Source organism: Bacillus luti (assembly GCF_009739945.1).
Lineage (GTDB): Bacteria > Bacillota > Bacilli > Bacillales > Bacillaceae_G > Bacillus_A > Bacillus_A luti.
Genome location: NZ_CP040336.1, coordinates 4,226,728 through 4,245,808, shown reverse-complemented (window position 1 = coordinate 4,245,808; position 19,081 = coordinate 4,226,728). Strand labels below are relative to the sequence as shown.

Annotated in this window: 14 protein-coding genes; 9 read left to right on the top strand and 5 right to left on the bottom strand. The window is 35.1% G+C overall.

Going from position 1 to position 19,081, the window contains the following annotated elements:
* Nucleotides 1-77 precede the first annotated feature (77 nt).
* A complete protein-coding gene (locus EUC40_RS21510) occupies nt 78-542 on the bottom strand; it encodes a hypothetical protein (RefSeq protein WP_156576552.1) in 465 nt (154 codons plus the stop codon).
* A gap of 188 nt (nt 543-730) precedes the next feature.
* On the opposite strand from EUC40_RS21510, the gene EUC40_RS21505 reads away from it, so the two are divergent.
* The gene (locus tag EUC40_RS21505; RefSeq protein WP_156576551.1) at nt 731-2,209 is read left to right on the top strand and encodes a SulP family inorganic anion transporter; all 1,479 of its coding nucleotides are present in this window, start codon (nt 731-733) and stop codon (nt 2,207-2,209) included.
* 216 nt (nt 2,210-2,425) lie between these two features.
* Nucleotides 2,426-2,785: a hypothetical protein gene (locus EUC40_RS21500; protein ID WP_071710786.1), complete on the top strand. Its 360-nt coding sequence runs from the start codon at nt 2,426-2,428 to the stop codon at nt 2,783-2,785.
* 73 nt (nt 2,786-2,858) lie between these two features.
* Here the strand turns inward: EUC40_RS21500 and EUC40_RS21495 are convergent, their stop codons facing one another.
* Nucleotides 2,859-3,737 (bottom strand): accessory Sec system S-layer assembly protein, encoded by an 879-nt coding sequence (locus EUC40_RS21495; RefSeq protein ID WP_156576550.1) that lies wholly within the window; start codon nt 3,735-3,737, stop codon nt 2,859-2,861.
* Between the two features lie 14 nt (nt 3,738-3,751).
* Nucleotides 3,752-6,115, bottom strand: a complete 2,364-nt coding sequence (secA2, locus tag EUC40_RS21490) for an accessory Sec system translocase SecA2 (RefSeq protein ID WP_156576549.1) — start codon at nt 6,113-6,115, stop codon at nt 3,752-3,754.
* A 251-nt stretch (nt 6,116-6,366) separates the two neighbouring features.
* Here secA2 and EUC40_RS21485 point away from each other — a divergent pair, with 251 nt between their 5' ends.
* The gene (locus EUC40_RS21485; RefSeq protein ID WP_156576548.1) at nt 6,367-7,887 is read left to right on the top strand and encodes a putative polysaccharide biosynthesis protein; all 1,521 of its coding nucleotides are present in this window, start codon (nt 6,367-6,369) and stop codon (nt 7,885-7,887) included.
* Between the two features lie 148 nt (nt 7,888-8,035).
* On the top strand, nt 8,036-9,124 hold the full coding sequence (gene csaB / locus EUC40_RS21480; RefSeq protein WP_156576547.1) for a polysaccharide pyruvyl transferase CsaB: 1,089 nt from the start codon (nt 8,036-8,038) through the stop codon (nt 9,122-9,124).
* A gap of 25 nt (nt 9,125-9,149) precedes the next feature.
* Here the strand turns inward: csaB and EUC40_RS21475 are convergent, their stop codons facing one another.
* Nucleotides 9,150-10,568 carry a glycosyltransferase family 39 protein gene (locus EUC40_RS21475; RefSeq protein WP_156576546.1) on the bottom strand — a complete coding sequence of 473 codons (1,419 nt, stop codon included), beginning with the start codon at nt 10,566-10,568 and terminating at the stop codon, nt 9,150-9,152.
* A 258-nt stretch (nt 10,569-10,826) separates the two neighbouring features.
* Here EUC40_RS21475 and EUC40_RS21470 point away from each other — a divergent pair, with 258 nt between their 5' ends.
* Together EUC40_RS21470 and EUC40_RS21465 are read left to right on the top strand one after the other, a co-directional pair.
* Nucleotides 10,827-12,665 carry an S-layer homology domain-containing protein gene (locus tag EUC40_RS21470; protein ID WP_156576545.1) on the top strand — a complete coding sequence of 613 codons (1,839 nt, stop codon included), beginning with the start codon at nt 10,827-10,829 and terminating at the stop codon, nt 12,663-12,665.
* Between the two features lie 563 nt (nt 12,666-13,228).
* Nucleotides 13,229-15,721, top strand: a complete 2,493-nt coding sequence (locus tag EUC40_RS21465; RefSeq protein WP_156576544.1) for an S-layer homology domain-containing protein — start codon at nt 13,229-13,231, stop codon at nt 15,719-15,721.
* A gap of 135 nt (nt 15,722-15,856) precedes the next feature.
* Here EUC40_RS21465 and EUC40_RS21460 read toward each other — a convergent pair whose 3' ends face one another.
* The gene (locus tag EUC40_RS21460; protein ID WP_156576543.1) at nt 15,857-17,236 is read right to left on the bottom strand and encodes an O-antigen ligase family protein; all 1,380 of its coding nucleotides are present in this window, start codon (nt 17,234-17,236) and stop codon (nt 15,857-15,859) included.
* A 312-nt stretch (nt 17,237-17,548) separates the two neighbouring features.
* Between EUC40_RS21460 and EUC40_RS21455 the strand changes: the two genes are divergently transcribed.
* From EUC40_RS21455 to EUC40_RS21445, 3 genes are all read left to right on the top strand, one after another.
* Nucleotides 17,549-18,337, top strand: coding sequence for an enoyl-CoA hydratase (locus EUC40_RS21455; RefSeq protein ID WP_156576542.1), 789 nt, complete (start codon nt 17,549-17,551; stop codon nt 18,335-18,337).
* A 65-nt stretch (nt 18,338-18,402) separates the two neighbouring features.
* Entirely contained in the window at nt 18,403-18,723 is a 321-nt protein-coding gene (locus EUC40_RS21450) for a hypothetical protein (RefSeq protein ID WP_071710777.1), read from the top strand.
* A gap of 17 nt (nt 18,724-18,740) precedes the next feature.
* Complete coding sequence (locus EUC40_RS21445) at nt 18,741-19,067, top strand: nucleoside triphosphate pyrophosphohydrolase (RefSeq protein WP_001277350.1); 327 nt, start codon at nt 18,741-18,743, stop codon at nt 19,065-19,067.
* Nucleotides 19,068-19,081: the final 14 nt, after the last annotated feature.

Sequence of the window (19,081 nt, the reverse complement as noted above, 5' to 3'; positions counted from 1 at the left end):
GTATTTTTAGAATAAGATGTAAAAAAAGCGGAGACGATAGGTCTCCGCTTTTTTCTTTGTGCATGCAGCTGAACGTATTATTTACGTGAAAATCCTTCTTCATCAAGGTATTCTGCAGCTTCTGGATAAGAGTTGAATGTACCGTCTAAGTTTACACCAGCGTACACGTTCCACATGTCATCTTCTGATATAAGAGTCAGGATATGACCATCTTCGTTATGCCATTCTTCTTCTTTCGCAGGTTCTGCAGGTACTACTACTTCTTCTTGTGAAAGTAATTCAATTGATTGCTCGATTACTGAGCGTAATTCTTCTGCTGAGAACTCGCGGATGTTAATCATGCCTTTATCGTCCGTTTTGTAACCTTTAATGCCGCTTGCATATACAAATCCGTTTCCATTTGGGTGTAAGTGATATACAACGTTCTTTTTATCTAAACGACTTTCTTCAAAGTGAAAGTTTACACGTTTTAATGATACGTTCTTTCTTTCTAGTTCTGGGAAAGATTCAATAATTGATAATTTTTCTTCAAAAGTTAGCATAGTGCCTCCAAGTATATAGTAAAAGATTTAATTCGTTCATTATAGCATAGTTGCAATTGTTTCCAAAGATAACGGGAAAACTTTTCATTGAATACGTTTACGTCACGATACTGTAAAAAGTGGACTAACGAATATATCTTTTTAGGTGTACAATGGGAAATGGACTTTATATGAAGGTGGTTATTTATATGTTTCAAAAAATAGCAAAGGAATGTTTAGCAGGATTTACTGTTGCGATCGTTGCGTTGCCACTTGCTATTGCATTTGGTATTGCCGCGACAGGAACATCTGAAGGAGCGCTTGTCGGATTATACGGTGCGATTTTTGCTGGTTTATTCGCAGCGTTATTTGGCGGGACACCTGGACAAGTAACGGGGCCAACTGGACCGATTACGGTTATTGCGACAGGAGTTATTGCGACGCATGGGTTAGAGGCGAGTTTTATTGCCTTTATGATGGCAGGACTATTTCAAATTTTATTTGGTGTATGTAAGCTCGGTTCTTACGTTCGATATATTCCGTATCCTGTCGTTTCAGGATTTATGAACGGTATAGCATTGATCATTATTTTAGGTGAAATGAAACATGTGCAAAATAGTTTTTTACTCGTAGTATTAACGATTATTGTAATGATTGTTTCTGGAAAGTGGATTAAAGCAATTCCATCTAGTTTAGTTGCATTAGTCGGTGTGACTGCTTTGCTTCCTTTATTTTCTTCGTTACTTGAAGGGCTTACAGTGAAGGTACCGTTTATCGGAAATCTTTCACTAAATAAAGTAATTGAAAAGATTGGAACGATTCCAGAAGCGATGCCTACGCTTCATATTCCCTCTTTAAGTGGAGCAGGGATAGCGGAACTTATTTTACCAGCGCTTAGTATTGCTTTGTTAGGATCGATTGACTCGTTGTTAACATCGGTCGTAATGGATAATGTGACAGGTACACGTCATAAAAGTAATAAAGAGCTCGTTGGACAAGGTATCGGTAATATGATGAGCGGATTGTTTGGCGGATTAGCGGGTGCAGGTGCGACGGTTCGGTCTATCGTTAATATAAGAAGTGGCGGTAAAACGGCGCTTTCAGCATGTATGCATAGTGTTATATTATTTATTTTCATTATGGGACTTGGTTCGGTCGTACAATACATCCCGCTTGCTGTATTATCAGGTATTTTAATTTTAACTGGTATTGGAATGTTCGACTGGGAAAGTATGAAGAAAATGCATGTAGCGCCAAAAGGTGATGTTATTGTTATGCTCGTAACGATGATCGTTACAGTGAAGTTTGATTTAATGATTGCTGTTGCATTTGGTATTATTCTTTCTTTCATTATATATATGGTGAAATGTAAAGAACGTAAAACTTCTATTGTAAATGAAGGGGACGTGACGTATAAAATTAAAGGACCGCTTTCTTTCTTATCGGTGGATCGTGTTTTTTATACTTTACAAGATGTGAAATCTCCAGTTATTTTACGTATGAAAGATGTACGTTATATAGATGTATCAGGAGCTATGGCATTATTAACTTTCATTGAGCAGTCTCGTAAAGCGGGGATGAGTGTGACGCTTGAACAGGTGCATCCGCATGTTGAAAAAACAATCGTGACGATGGCGAATGATGAGCAGAAGGAACAATTGCAATTTTTGAAAGCTGAAACAATATAGAGAAGGACCCTCACATGATAGAGTGTGAGGGTTTCTTATTATTCGCATATGTATGTATTGAATTCGAATATCTAGATGTTATACGTCTGTTGACAATTACTAAACTTAGCAGTATAGTAACATCTTAGATTGGCAGTATAATATCATAAAAAGTGTAAGAATTTTAAGATTTCTTTGCACTGAAAAGAAATCGTTTTAAGCTGGAGGGAATATTTGATGTACAAACAGTTACCACACGGAGTAAAAGTCGGCATTACACGTTCAATTGTTGCTTCTTTTGAGCAGTATATGAAGGAAATTGAATGGAACGAAGAAAAGTTTGATATGCAACAATTTGTTGAACAGTGGAAACAGTATTTATACACAAAATCAACTTGGATTAATAAAGTAGATGATGAGTTGAAAGGACATCCAGATTTCCATCAAGCGTTAGCAGTGAAAGTGAATGAAAAAATTAACGAGCTTATTAACGAAGAGCCGACTGAAGAGCAATTAAAAATATTAAAAGATAACAAAATAAACAATATAGATGATTTTTGTAAGTTAGAAGCAGCGTATCATATTGAGTGCTTGTAGTTGAATTACATGACATTTTACATAAAAAAACAAGTCGTATAGGAAAGAAAATACGACTTGTTTTTATTTTGTTTTATTTTGGAACAAATGCAGTCCATGTTGATAAATCAATATCTTGTTGAGCTACTACAGTTGTAGGGAAAGTAAATGTCCACGGTTTTGTTGAATTTGCTTTTATTTCAAAGTTTTTCAGGTTGAAACTACCTTTTGCAATGACATTTCCAGTTGCGTCTGAGATGTGAAGCGGCAACTGTTCGATTGTAACATTTCGATTGTGACCATTACGTAGTAAGATCGTTGTGTGTAAACCATCATTTTCTGCTAGACGAGCTTGTAATCCTAAGAAATTCAGTTCGTTTACTTTAGGTGGCGTTAGGCCTGCAACGAGTTCTTTTAATTTCTCTTTTGCAGAATCTGCTAGTTGTGCTGCCCAAGCAGGGTCTAAATCTAAAGTATGTTCTTTATCAAATTCAAAGGCTAATTGCCAATCTTCAGCAGACAATTTAGCATCTGTCATTGTAGATTCTTCAAATGTAAACGTCCAAGGCATATTCACATTTGAAGGGATATTTTCTAAGTTTGATAGATCAAATGTTTTACGTGCGCAAATCTCATCATCTTTGTTTATTAGTAATAAAGTAATTGTTTCGAACGAAATAGGTTGTGCGACACTATTTCGAATGAATGTTGTAATGTAATACGTGTGATCACGTCGTTCAGCTTCGATACCAGCCAATGAAACTTGACTTTCTTGTAAGCTAGGTAATGATTTATGTAAAAATTGATATATGTATTTTTGTTCTTGCGCAACCTCGCCCCATGAAGGATGGAAGTAAAGCGTAGGTTTTACGTTTTTACTTTTTAGTTGGGTTTCTTCTCCGCCTAATAATTGAGAACTAGAAACGACAGTATCTTTACCTTTTTTCTTTGCTTTTTTTAAAAATGATAACATTGTAATTCACCTCATTATGCATTTTGTGGAACTTCTAAATATCGTGCAAGATATAAAATCATTTCTCTCTCGAAATGACTATACGTTTGTAAGAAAATTTCAAGACCCTCTTTTTGATAAAGGCGTATTGGGTCTTCTTGTTGATATTGTCTTAGGCCAATACCTTCTTTTAAATGTTGCATTGCACTTAAGTGATTTGTCCAATTTGAATCAAGGAAGTGTAGCCCTAATTGACGTAATGCGTGTTGTGCATTTGTATTGTTTTCTAAAGTTTTAATACGCTCTACATGATTTGAAATATTATCCTTTAATGCAATATGTAAATCTTCGATAGAATGGATATTATTTGCTGTTAATGATGGGATTTCCTCGTCTGCTAATAAGGCTTTTAGCTCTTCTGTTAAACTCTTATAATCCCATTCTTCTGGAAGCATACCTTCTATTAAATATCTTTGTGCTACAGCACTTATTGTATGTTCAATCATTGGGATAACAATCTCTATCATATTTGTTTCTGCGTCTAAAAGGTTATTACGAAGTTTATAGATGACATTTCGTTGATCGTTAGTCACGTCATCTAATTTTAAGTTGAATTCTCGTATTCCATAATGACCGCCTTCACAAATTAATTGTGTACGGTTTACGAAATCGTGAATTTTTTGCGTTAGGATTAGCCCATCTGTATCAACTTTAAGTGATTTTTTTAATTTATCTACCTTTTCACCTGCGAAACGTTGAATCATCTCATCCTCTAGTGAAAGGAAGAATTTAGAACTTCCAGGATCACCTTGTCGACCGGCTCTACCTTTTAATTGATTATCAACGCGGCGAGATTCATGTCTTTCTGTTCCGATTACATGTAAACCACCAAGTTCATGAACACCTTTTTCTAATAAAATATCCGTTCCGCGTCCTGCCATATTTGTAGCGATTGTAATTTGCCCTTTTTTCCCGGCTAAAGCAATTAAATCAGCTTCTTGCTCGGCACTTTTTGCATTTAATAGTTGATAAGATAGTTTTGCTTCATCTAAATAACGTGCAACTGTTTCAGATTGAAGGATGGACATCGTACCAATTAAAATAGGGCGTTGTTTTTGATGTATATGTAGTACTTCTTCACGGACCGCTTTATATTTTTCATCAGCAGTAACGTATACAACGTCTTGTTTATCTTCACGGATGATAGGGCGATTTGTTGGAATTGAAATAACTTCCATATTATATACACGGTTAAATTCTTTCTCTTCTGTTTTTGCTGTACCAGTCATACCAGATAATGACGGATACATGCGGAAGAAGTTTTGAATTGTAATAGATGCTTGTGTTTGATTCTCATCTGTAACCGGTAAGCCTTCTTTCGCTTCAAGCGCCTGATGTAATCCATCGCTTAACGAGCGGCCATCCATAATACGTCCTGTGAAAATATCAACGAGCATGATTTTTTCATCCTCGACAATATAGTCTACATCAAGTTGGAAAGCGACATTTGCACGTAATGCTTGAATCATATAATGATATAAAGTTTGATGTTCTAAATCATACAAGTTATCAATATCAAATAAGTCTTCAATCTTCGTAATGCCATCCTCTGTGAAACTACACGTTCGCGTTTCTGCATCAAAAATATAGTGCTCTGTATCTTGGAAGGTTTTCATTACCTTTGCACATAAATGGTGGAAATCAGAACTACTTGATTTCTTTCCAGCAATGATAAGAGGTGTTTTCGCTTCATCGATTAAAACGCTGTCAATCTCATCGATAATTGCAAAGTGATATGGGCGCTGCACTTGGTGATCTTGAGACGCTGCCATATTATCGCGAAGATAGTCGAAACCAAACTCAGTACCAATTCCATATGTAATGTCAGCTTCATAAGCGAGCTTTTTATCAGTAGATTCCATTTGTCCCGTATTTAATCCAACTGTTAAGCCGAGAAACTCATGAACTTGTCCAATTAATTCTTTATCACGCTTCGCTAAATAATCATTTACTGTAATAACGTGAACACCTTTTTTCTCAAGAGCACGTACGTACGTAGGTAAAGAAGAAACAAGCGTTTTTCCTTCTCCTGTAGGCATTTCAGCGATGTTTCCTTCTAGTAATACAAGGCCACCGATTAACTGTACATCGTAGTGACGAAGACCAAGCACTCGTTTTGCAGCCTCTCGAACGACAGCAAATGCTTCTACTTTTATATCATCAACTGTTTTTCCGTTTTGTAACATGTTTTGAAAAACAATAGTTTTTTGGCGTAATTCATCATCTGATAATGTTTCCATTACAGATTCTAATTGATTAATATCATTCACAATTTGTTCATAATTTTTAATCTTTCTTTTTTGTGAATCTCCCAATAACTTCTTGACCGAATCCAGCATTCTTGTAACACTCCTCTGACTGACAATAGATACATTATAGCATAGTTATACTAGAAAAAAGTAGAAATGGAAAGTGGTAGGCGATGTGTGTAAAAGGGTTATTTGAGTAAGTATTCTTTCGTTTTGTTGTAAAAAAGGAAGTATTCAATATATAAGAAATTTGGTATGATAATTTAATGAGATAAAATACGGTCTCTATAATTTGTAATAATATGTTTGAGAATATATGTAAAAAAGAAAAGAGAAGGAACATGAATAAGAAATTTGTAAAAGGTGCGGCAATTTTAACAATTACAACTTTTCTGTCGAAATTGCTTGGTAGTTTTTTTCAAATTCCGTTACAAAATATTGCAGGAGATGAAGTACTTGGTATATTTCGCCTTGTTTTCCCTGTATATATGATTGCTCTTACATTGTCAGTAGCGGGTGTTCCGCTAGCAATTTCAAAATTGATTGCAGAGTTAAACGGAAAGAATAAGAAAAAAGACATTGCGAAATTATTTAAATCGGCATCGATTATAGGAATGGCTTTCGGTGCATTTGGATGTTTAGTGATTGTATTATTCTCTACTGAAATTGCAAGCATGCTTGGTGGACAAGAAACGAGGATTCCATTACTCGTTACGTCATCGGCGTTACTCGTTGCACCATATATGGCAGTTTATCGTGGTTATTTCCAAGGGTTTGGTGATATGAAACCGACGGGGATATCACAAGTCATTGAGCAATTTGTACGAGTATTCTTTATGTTAATCATCGCTTATATATTAGTATATTGGAATGAAAGTAGTGCAGTCATTACTAGTGGGGCAATGGTTGGATCTTTTCTCGGGGTAATAAGTTCCCTTATATATTTACGTATGACGTACAACAAAAGTTCATACCGATATAAGGAAAGCTCGTATTCACTGCGAGATTTGAGAGAAGACGGAAAGAAAATATTGCAAGTATCTATTCCAATTGCTATTGGAGCTTTATCCATGCCGCTTTTAAATTTAGTAGATTCGCTTACAGTGCCACATGTACTGCAAGGGTCATCTGCAGAAATTCAAGCGCAATTTGGTATATATAGCCGAGGTTCTGCATTTACACAATTAATCGTTGTTTTCGCAAGTGCAATTGTATTTCCGTTAATACCATTATTAACATCTGCGCTAACGAAAAGAGATATGAATTTAGCTAAAACGACAGTTCAAAATACGAACTCACTTATGCATGTGCTAACAGCCCCGTTAACGATATGGCTAATGGCATTAACAGTTCCATTAAATGTGGGATTGTTTACAGATGCGAAGGGAAGTAGTATGTTAGCTATTATGATTGGTAGTTCGTATTTCACATCAGTTATGGTATTATCAATAGGAGTTTTGCAAGGGATTAACCGTTCTGCACAAGCTGCGTGGATTGTTATCGGCGCAAGCTTTGTGAAAGGTTTATTAAACATAGTATTAACGAGAAAGTTCGGTATAGATGGAGCGGCGTATAGTACATTGATTATATATGTGTTAATCTGTATCGTAAATCATCTATACATTCGAAAATATCTCTCCTATTCCATTCGCATAGGAAGATTTTTTACTGTAATAGGAGTATCTTGTATTTTAGGATTAGGGCTCTATGAATTAACTACGGTGATAGACGTTACATCTTCAAGAATGATTGCGCTAGTATATAGTGGTGTAGCATTTGTTATTGCAACAATTTTGTACGGGGTATGTGCTTTGAAGTTAAACTGGATATCAACAAGACAAATACCATTTTTGAAAAAATAGATAAAGAAAATTACGGAATTTGAGAATTGGAATTCGGACGGGCTTATTGTGATGATACTTTTTAACGTATCGTGTTTTTTAGGTAAGGAGTTGGTACCAGTTATGATAGATGAAACAATTGGTTACCAAATGTTGGAGGAGATTAAGAGTGCGGTTAGTTTTATCAGGATATTATGGTTTTTATAACGTTGGAGACGAAGCTATTCTACAATCGATTATTGAATCGTTACATAAAGAGAATCCGAATATTGAACTCGTTGTGCTGTCAAATGACCCTGACTATACAAGGAAAATGTACGGAGTAGAAGCGGTAAATCGTTGGAGTATAAAATCGGTTTATAAAGCAATAAAAAATAGTGACGGGCTTATTAGTGGTGGAGGGAGTCTCCTCCAAGATAAAACAAGTGTGAAAAGCATTTTATACTATACGGGTATAATGGGGTTTGCCCGTATGCTAAAAAAACCGTATTACATTTATTCGCAAGGAATAGGACCGATTACAAAAAGACATAATCGACTATTAGTGAAATGGCATTTGTCAAAAGCTGCATATATATCAGTTCGAGATGAGGATTCATTTTTATATTTAAAAGAACTTGGATTGAAAAGTGATATTGAGCTTGTTCCAGATCCGGTTTTAACATGGAAACGAAAAAAACAATCGGATTGGCTACAAAAACATGATTTGCACGGGAAAATTATTGCAGTTAGTGTGCGTCACTGGAATGCAAAAGAAGATTACATAAAAAAGTTAGCGATCGCTTTAAAAAAATTGAAGCAAGAAGGATACCAAATTTTATTCGTCCCGATGCATGGGCCATTTGATCAAAATGCTTCGCGTGATGTAGTGGACTTAATGGGAGAAGAAACGTATATGCTTCCATATAAAATGGATATTGATGAGAAAATATCTATTTTGTCAGAGTGCTCACTTTTAATTGGTATGCGTCTACATGCTCTCATTTTTTCGGCTGTCGCCAAAACACCGATGGTCGGAATCTCATACGATCCAAAAATTGATTCGTTTTTAAGACAAGTGAATCAACCTGTTATAGGAAGTGTGGATGGAGACTGGAGTGCCGACGATTTATATAAAATTGCGAAAAAGCAAGTGATGCAGCATGAAGATATACAGCAATCCCTGCAAAGAAGAGTAGATGAGCTTCAACTGCAAGGTGAACAAGCAGCCAAGAAAATTATTTATCATATAGAAAAAAACACTCTACAGAAAAAGTAGAGTGTTTTTTTGTTAATGTATTTCTTTACGCTCTGAATCTTTTTTTCATATATTGCGTAATGAGATAGACGCCGTAACCTTGCATAATCATAAACGTCGGTATTATAAAGTAGCGATAACGCGATTGTACCTCAATAAATATATGGACTCCTGCGTAACCTAAAATTAATAGAGAGAAGAATAGTAACGTTTTATTTTTTTGTTCTCTTATCGTTTTGATGGAAGCGATAAGAGCGAATAGGCAGATGCTTACGTAACATAATTTTTCTAACGTCCATAGTAATCGTGATAATTCAGGTTTTATATACCCTTCTAGCCCCCAATAAATGGATGCGTCATAATCTCCCCACATAACTTTAAATTTATTTTTGAATAACAATAATAGCTGTCCTTTATCCGCAATTCTTTCTGTAATGAGTTGTTTTTCAATTTCAAAACGTTCCTCGCCAATCGGATATTGAAAAACAAGTTTATGGTCAGGGAAAGAAAATCCACCTGTTGTCTCAGGGTTTAATCCGACTACAAATTTCCAATAAGGGTCTCGACTAGATAATGGATATTGTGTAACCCCTGTAGCGATTAATGTATAACTAAAGATAAAGTGCACGATATAATAAACGCCAAGCATACCAATTAACTTTGAAACGACCATTTTTTTATTAATTTTTTGATCACCTATTACGTGAGTGATCAGTAGGAAAAGAATGAGCGCTAGTAAAATAACAATACCAATCGGTCTCATAATATCGCCAAATGCAATAAGAATACTGACAAATATCCATGCATACGAATGCGAGATTCCTTTTTTTACGAGAAGATAAAAACCAGCGTAGAATAAAAATGTTGCGAGGTGCTGATTTGTTAAAACAGAAGTCATCATAATGTTAGGAATGTATGTTGCGAAAATGAGTGCTGCAACTCTGCCGCTAAATTCGTTAAATAAATGCGAAGCTATGCGATATATAAAGTACGTAATACCAGTGCAGTATAGTACGTTTAGTAATTTAATCGCCAATACACTTTCTCCAAACAATTTCAAAACACCAGCTTGATACATCGTAAAGCCTAGCTGATATACCCAAGTAGTAAAGTATGTTTCGTTTGCGAATGAGAAATTGTTATTTGCCGCATCAACTGCTCCGTTATACATTTGTGCGAAATCTTGTACGATATTTGTATGGACTGTTAACACCCATGTAAGGCGCAGTATGAATGCTAGTAAACAAAGAAATATGATAAATTGTGTTTGAGTAAAGAATCGGTTCATGATGATAGAAATGAATACGATACCGATTAGAACAATCATGAGTGCAACTATAAGTAAAAAGGTGTTGTACTTCGGTTCGGTTATTAAATATTGCAATGAGAAAATAAGCGTCATTGCAAAAAATAAAGCCGTTAATATTTGCAATGATTTAAATGCAAATGTATATAGTCTAGGCATAGTTATCCTCCGTAGTATGTAATATCTTTGCAGTTATTTCTATATAAACAGAAATAACTACGCCATTATATCATAAAGGATTTCACGGTTGGAAAAGAATGAGGTAGGAAAGAACAATAGTAGAATTATATATTATTCTTATATAATAAAATATGTATTTTTAAAAGGCTTTATGTTAATTTTTATTTATCATGTTTATATAATTAGTATATAATCGGTGTTGGAATGATAAATTAGTAGATTACGAGGAGGATAACCGTGAAGAAATTTTCAAAGGGTATTACGGCAGTTGCATTAACGGGATCATTGCTTTTAACGCCTATTTCAAGTTATGCGGCGAGCGATGATATTACAGGGCACTTATTTGAACAGCATATGCGCACTCTTATTAATAAAGGGATTATGTCTGGATATGGAGATAATGTATATTTACCGGATAAAGCGATAACGAGAGCGGAGTTTGCTACATTAATAGCGAAAGCGCTGCAACTTCCACAAGCAGATTCGAATTTTAGTGATGTGCCAAAATCTTACGGCTTATATGACGGTGTAAGTAGAGCATTCGGAGCGGGAATTATTAAGGGGCGTAGTCCGGAGACTTTTTCACCTGGTGATGTGATTACACGTGAAGAAATGGCCGTAATGGTAAAACAGGCGCTAGATTATAAGAATGTTAAAGTAACTGTAAGTCCGCTTACATTTGCTGATACGAATCGTATTAACTATAAAGAACATGTACAAGTTATGGTAGCTACCGGGATTATTAAAGGTTATCCAGAAGATAATACGTTTAGACCGCATTTATCAGCAACAAGAGGTATGGCTTCGGCGATGCTAAACTTAATGCTTGATAAAATTGGTGGTGGAGAAACGCCTGTAGAAACAAAGAATTATGTGTTGTTAAATGATGCAGGGAAAGTAGTAGAGCGTTACACTACATATAAAGAAGCTGTTACAGCTGCACAAAATAAAGGCATCAATGCAGTGAAATATGAAAATGAGTATGTCTGGGTTAAAGATGGCTTTGCAACTGCGAAGAGAGTTAATGGAAATACAATTAATATTTACGGTGAAAATTTAAAAACAGTATATACATACCTTGAGTATGGAACAGAATTTAAAGTGTTAGAAGTTGGAGAAGATCGTGTGAAAATACAACTCTCTGATTTAACAGGTTATGTGAAGAAAAATGAAGTCACGTTAGTTCCTGAAAAAGAAATGCAAAAATCATATTATTATGTTGCCAATGATGGATACTTATATCATAGATATTATGAGTTTGAAAAGAAGCCGAGCTATACAGGATATAGATACGGCGCGGCACCTGCTTTTATGAAGCCGGGGCAACAAATGGAGAGTATAGATGGAAAGACATTTGGAAATGAAACGTTCTATCAATATTTTAATTACTTATCATTACGCTCTAAAACAGAGTACACAGCAGAACAATTAGATAGTTATGTAAAATCAGTTAGAGCAGATTCTCCATTAATCGGTTTAGGAAAGAAGTTTAAAGAAGTAGAAAGCAAGTATAATGTAAATGCATTATTCCTATATTCATTAGCAGTTCATGAGAGTTTATATGGAACAAGCGATCTTGCACGAGATAAAAATAACTTATTTGGTTTAAATGCAACGGATAATAATCCATTTGGTAACGGTAAAACATTCAATTCCAAAGAGGATTGTATTGAAGATGCTGCAAAAGTATATATGAATGAATGGTATTTAAATCCAGGACATTGGCGTTATACAGCAGCGTATACAGGTGATAAATCTGGTGGTATAAATATGAACTATGCATCTGATGCAAACTGGGGTAAAAAAGTAGCAGGGCATATGTTCCGTTTTGATTCGTACTTAGGTAAGAAAGAGTACAACAAATATAAACTTGCACGTGTAACAAACAAGGTAGAAGTGAAAAAAGATCCTCGTACGTCAGGCGCAAAACTGTATAGCTTATCGCCAAATAAAGTTGTTACGATTACAGGCGAAGAAACGATAAATGGACAAGCATGGGTTAAAATCATTTCTGATGATCCTGCTGTAAATGAAGCATATGTTGCAAAAGAAAATGTAGAGTACGTAAAACACTAATAAAGTAAACAAAGACTGATCACCTAGATGCATTTTGTGAAAAATGAAAAAGGGGATCAGTTTTTTGTTTGTTGAATATAACAAATGATGGCATCAAGTGGTATTTAGTGACATTAAAATGAAAACAATTCCATTTTGTTCAAAAAAATAACAAATAATTCGACAAAATAAGGTAAATAAAACGTATACATGTCGAAGAGTGTCGATAATTTTAAAGAATATAAATTGTCAATCCATTCAGTATGTATGCTATAATACTATCTGTATATTAAATACAAACGATGTATATACGTTTACATATTAGAAAATTTGATAAAGATATAATTCGACAAATGTTAAGAAATTGTCGAATTATGCGATAATAAACCCTTTAAAAAAAAAGAATTATGACGTATTATATACATGGTTTAACTTTTTGGTAAAAGATAGAATTTATTATGGCTGATAAATTACTATTCTTCAAAAAGTGTTTGTAGATTAATATATGAATTTAGTAAATCACTAGTTTTTCAAATACATATTTCTAAAGCTAGTATTATATTTCTCAAGGAGGAAATAGATCAATGGCAAAAAATAAGTCTTTTAACAAATTAATGGCTGGTACAATGACAGCTGCAATGGTAGCAGGAGTAGTAGCACCAGTTGCTGCATCTGCATCTGAAAATGCATTCCCGGATGTTCCAAGTGGTCAATGGTATACAAAAGCAATCAACGAAATGGCAGCAAAAGGAATCATCTCAGGTCTGACTGACGGTACATTCGGTTTAGGTAAAGATGTAACTCGTGCTGAAGTAGCTACTTTCATCGTAAAAGCGAAAGACATTAAACCTAATTCAAAAAGCACTTCATTTACAGATGTAGATGCAAATGAATGGTATGCTCAATGGGTTTCAGCTGCTGAATCTAACAAATTAATGGCTGGTATTGGCGACAATAAATTCGGACCAAAAGATCAGTTAACTCGTGCACAAATGGCACAAATTCTTGTTAACGCATACGGCTTCAAAGCTGATGAAAACAATAAGCAAACTTTCAGTGACCTTGAAAATTTAGGTTGGGCAACTGCAAAACCTTCAATTGAAACTCTTGCAAGCCTAGGCCTTATCTCAGGTTACGGTGATGGCACATTCAAACCAAACAAAGTTGTATCTCGTGAAGAAGCAGCTCAGTTCATTTACAATGCAATGAACTACAAGAAAACAGAAGCAAAAGTTGTTTCTGCAACTCCAATCAATGCTAAACAAGTAGAAGTTAAATTCGGTACTGAAGTTAGCATCGATACAAAAGACGCAGCTAAAAAAGCTGAAGCTTTAAAATTATTCACTTTAGAAGGTAAAGATGCTACAGACATCACTGTTTCTAGTGATAACCAAACTGCTGTAGTAACTTTCGAAAACTTAAACGACGTTAAAGACGTTGTATTAGTTGTAAACCCAGTTGCAACAAAAGCTGATGCTAAAGTAAAAACTGGCAAATTTACACAAGTAATCACTTACAAAGATACAGCTCGCCCAGAAGTTAAAGGTGTAGAATATGTAGATGTAAACACTGCTAAAGTTTTATTCTCTGAGCCAGTTAAAGACATCGGTAAAGTAACTGGAACACAAGGTGCAACTTTAAAATCATTTAACTCAGGCGACAACTTCGCAACTATCGATTTATCTGCAGTTAAAGAAAACACTGAAGCTGTAGTAACAATCGTTGGTGCTACTGACTTTGCTGGTAACTTAATTTCTCCAAACCCAGCAAAAGTAAAAGTTAAAAAACAAGCGATCGATAAAACTGCACCACAAGTAACAGGTGTAGAAGCTATTTCTAACAACCAATTAAAAGTAACATTCTCTAAAGAATTTACAGCAACAGCATTAGAAGCTGGTGTTACTGTAAATGGCGCTCCAGCAACAAAAGTTGAACTAGACAAAGACAACAGCAAAGTTGCTTACGTAACAGCTAACTTAGTAGATGGAATTAATAATTTCGCAGTTAAAGCTGGTACAGCTGATAGCGTTGGTGCTAAATTAGAGAAAGAGTACAAAAAACAAGTAGTTGTTACTCTTAAAGAAGATAAAGTAGCTCCAGAACTAGTTAAGCATGAAGTTGTAACTGAAGATAACAAACAAGTTCTTGTATTAACTTACAATGAAGATGTAGAAACATTAGATGCTAAACAACTTCCAGTAGCAGGTACTTTAGTTAAGGATTATGTAACTACAACACCTGACATTGATGTTACAGCTGCAGTAGACAGCAAAAACAAAAAAGTTGTTAAAGTTGATTTATCAAAATTAGCAACTGGAAAATGGACAGTTGATTTAGGTGCAGGACTTACTAAAGATGCTGCTGGTAATGCAACAAAAGCAAAATCACTTACTTTTGATGTAGGTACAGTTAAAAATGAAGTTAAAGAACTTACTTACAGCGTAGCTCCTACAACTACAAACAATGAAGTAATCATTACATTTGCTGGTCAAGTTGACGGTGCTTCAGCTACAAATGCAGCAAACTATGCAATCGAAGGTGCAAAAGTAGAAAAAGCTGTATTAACTGCTAATACTAGCGAAGGTGCTACAGTAAAACTTACATTAAAAGCTAATTCAGTAGAAGCTACTGGTAAATATGCTGTTGCTGTAAACGGTGTTAAAGATAGCACGAAAGCTGTAGAAGCAAAAGCTGGCGAAAAAGCTAATCTATATGTTGAAATTACTGAAAACGTAGCTCCAACAGTAGAAAAAGCTGAGCTTGTAGATGGCCAAAAATTAGAATTAACTTTCAGCGAAGCTGTTAAAGATGAAACTGTTAATGCAGCTGACTTCATCGTTCTTCTTGACGGTAAAGATGTTACTAAAGAATTAGGAACAGACAAAAACATTACTGTGACAAAAGCAGGTGTTGATGGTTCTAAAGCTGTATTCACGTTCAGCCGTCCATTAGACAGCAAAGAACTTGCTAAAACACTTACAGTAAAACCTGGTAAAGACGGCGTTAAAGTTACTGACAGTAACGATAACAAATTAGCTGCTTTCGAAAGCATTACTGTTAAAAACATCATTAAGTAATATATAATGATAAAAAAAGCGTTTCAAAGGTAGCTGAATAGCTACTTTTGAACGCTTTTTATTTTTTCATTTATAGGAAAAGAAAAAGTGCTCCAAAAGCCAGTGTAACTGGCTCTTTGGAGCACTTTCTTTTTGTTATTCAATTTCTAAATCAACGATCATATAAGCAAGTATAACAGCAAAGAAAATACTAACGGCTGGTGCTGTTAATACGTGTCCGGACATAAAGGCGATGCCGAGTGATAGGACGAGTGTGCTAGCTAGTAGCATGTGTTTTGTGCTAAATAGTTTCTTGAAGTTTGTGATTATACGAATGAATATCTTTATACCGAAATAAAGAATCGGTAGTAAGTACATAAGGAACCCGACAATTCCGAATGCGAAGAATAGGTCGTAGAAATCCATTTCGATTAACTTTATTTTCGTTGTATAGTTACCAGCGTATCCCATTCCAAATAGTTTTTGAGATAGTGGTGCGTCTTTATAATATTGTTTGTATACTTTTAAATACTTGTCACGATCACTGTAAATTAAACTTTTTACTTCAGAATCTGTTAGTTCACCCTGCTTATGTTCTTCTTCTTTAATTACTTTTCCTTCTTTTCGTTCTTTTTCTTCTTGTACTGATTTTTTATATTCATACATTTGTAAATGAATGCTCATATTTTTGGCGATAGGAGTTTGTGGTGTAAGTGCAAGTAACCCTCCTAATACGACAGCAGCAATAACTGTGTTTACAAGATGTGTGAATCCTTTTCCTTCTTGTTTGCGATGGATCATGTATTGAATGAATGAGAATAACAGTGCCACACCAAGCGTAACAAGAATTGCACCGTATCCTACTTTCGTTCCGACCATAATGCTTGCATACATCGCGAGTACAGTTGGAATCCAGTAATAGAATTTCGAGAAAGATGTTGTTTTATGAACTGAGTATAAGACAACGATTGGGAACATAATTGCAAAAATAGAACTTAAATCATTCCCAGCAAAGAACCAACCTCTTGAACCGATCTTTGAATGAGGATAGCTTTGGAAATCTGTACCCGTTACCATCGCCGCAATGAGTGAAATACTCAAAATTAATGTTGCATATAAGAAATAGGTAATGATTTTATGAAACGCATAGTCGTTATTTTTTAGTTCTTTCAGTGCGATAATATATCCAAACAGTAGTACAATTGGATATATACTCTTTAAAATAAATTTCACTTCTTCTCCGAATGAAATAGGAGATTTGACCATTAAATTATTTACAAGACCGATTGCGAGTACAATGCCAAATAGACATAAGTAAATAATATACTTTTTCGCACCTGGTTGTTTATGATGAAGAAGTAGATAACCTAATGCAAGAAGCATAAAGGCGAAACGGACTACGATTCCGACTGTTGCACTCATGTGTAATACATAGATTGAGAAAGATGTTAGTAAATCTAAAATTGGTTGAAACACAATGAATAGCAGTAGGAAATGCGGGAAGTAGTTATCCATCTGTTTTAACTTAGTAACCATATGTGCCTCCATTTCTTCATTCCTTTATTTCAGCACTTCTATATATAATAGGAAGGAAAATGAATTTCTATATTTGATTTTTTTATATCAAACTTAAGAATACACCATTTCATTGTAATGGTAAATAGATGAAATAGATGGGTAAACCGACTTTAATTGCTATATTTTTCAACGGAATTGTATGTTTTATACGAGCGTATATACAAATTACGAGATTATTAGACAGAAAATTAAGAAAAAAAGAAGGGTTTTTCACCTGCTTTCTATAATTATATAAGTATAATCTTTATGTAGAAAAGAGGGGTATATATAATGGAAGTAACAAGTAAAACAGAATCTGTTGTTGTGAAGTATGAAGGGCGCGTTGCAACGGTTATGGTCAATCGCCCAGAGGTGTTAAATGCATTAGATGAGCCAACATTAAAAGAGCTATTACAAAAGTTGAGAGAAGTAGCGGAGAGTTCTGCACATATTGTTGTGCTATGCGGGAATGGCCGTGGTTTTTCTGCGGGGGGGGATATTAAATCGATGCTTTCGAGTAATGATGAAAGCAAGTTTGATGGTATTATGAATACCATTTCTGAAGTCGTTGTCACTTTATATACGATGCCGAAGCTTGTTATTAGTGCCATTCATGGACCAACTGCAGGTCTTGGATTAAGTATTGCGTTAACAGCTGATTATGTGATGGCAGATATATCATCTATTATTGCGATGAACTTTATTGGAATCGCTTTAATTCCAGATGGTGGCGGTCATTTCTTCCTTCAAAAGCGCGTCGGTGAAAATGTGACGAAGCAAATTATTTGGGAAGGAAAGAAATTATCGGCGAGCGAAGCGCTTGATATCGGCTTAATTGATGAAGTAATCGGCGAGGATTTCCAAACGGCTGTGAAGCAAAAAATTAGTGAATGGTCACAAAAACCGATTAAAGCGATGATTCAAACGAAGCAAATTTTATGTGAAGTAAATCGCTCTAATTTAGAACAAACATTGCAGCTTGAAAAACGTGGCCAATATGCGATGAGACAAACAGCGGATCATAAAGAAGGCATTGCTGCATTTTTAGAAAAGCGTTTACCTACATTTAAAGGTGAATAAAGTGGAGAAAGTGCTAACACATTTTAGTATAATTGTGTTAGCACTTTTTTTTTAAGGAGTAATATATGAAGAAAATTATCGGTGTGATCGGCATGATTGTAATAGCATATTATGCTCTGCATAGTACACCATCTATGGCAGTGCGAACTGCGTTATTTTTTGAAGGACATCCAAGTGTTGCTTTCTCAGGTGAGGTGACGAAAGAACGGGATGTGAAAAAAGAGGCGATTCCTGATGCGTACCAGACTTTATACGGCGATAAGAAAGAAGAATCAGAGCATTATTTCTTTCCAGCAGTAAGGGCGCATGGATCAGGAATTGATATGTTAAGTGCTTGCGTCAAAAAAGAGTGGTTATTTTATAAAGCAGAGCTTGGGTGTTTCTAAGTATAGGAGGTTGAATGATGTCAGCGTATAACAAGTTAGTAAGAGATCGTGTTCCAGAGAAGATTTTAATGTCTGGAAAAACGTATACAGCACAAAAGTTAACAGGGCAAGCATACATACAAGCGTTAGCGAAAATTGGGACGGAAGAAATTCGTGAATTTGCTTCTATGAAAGAGCGTGAACATGCGCTAGATTCTCTTGCAGATGCACTGGAAGTTATTATTTCATTAGCGCGTGCAGAAGGTGCATCGATTGAAGATGTAGAACGTCTTCGTAAGCAAAAGGAAATAGAGCGCGGTGGATTTGAAAGAGGGATTTATTTATTAGATGTTTCAGAAGAATAGTTTTATAGGAAAAG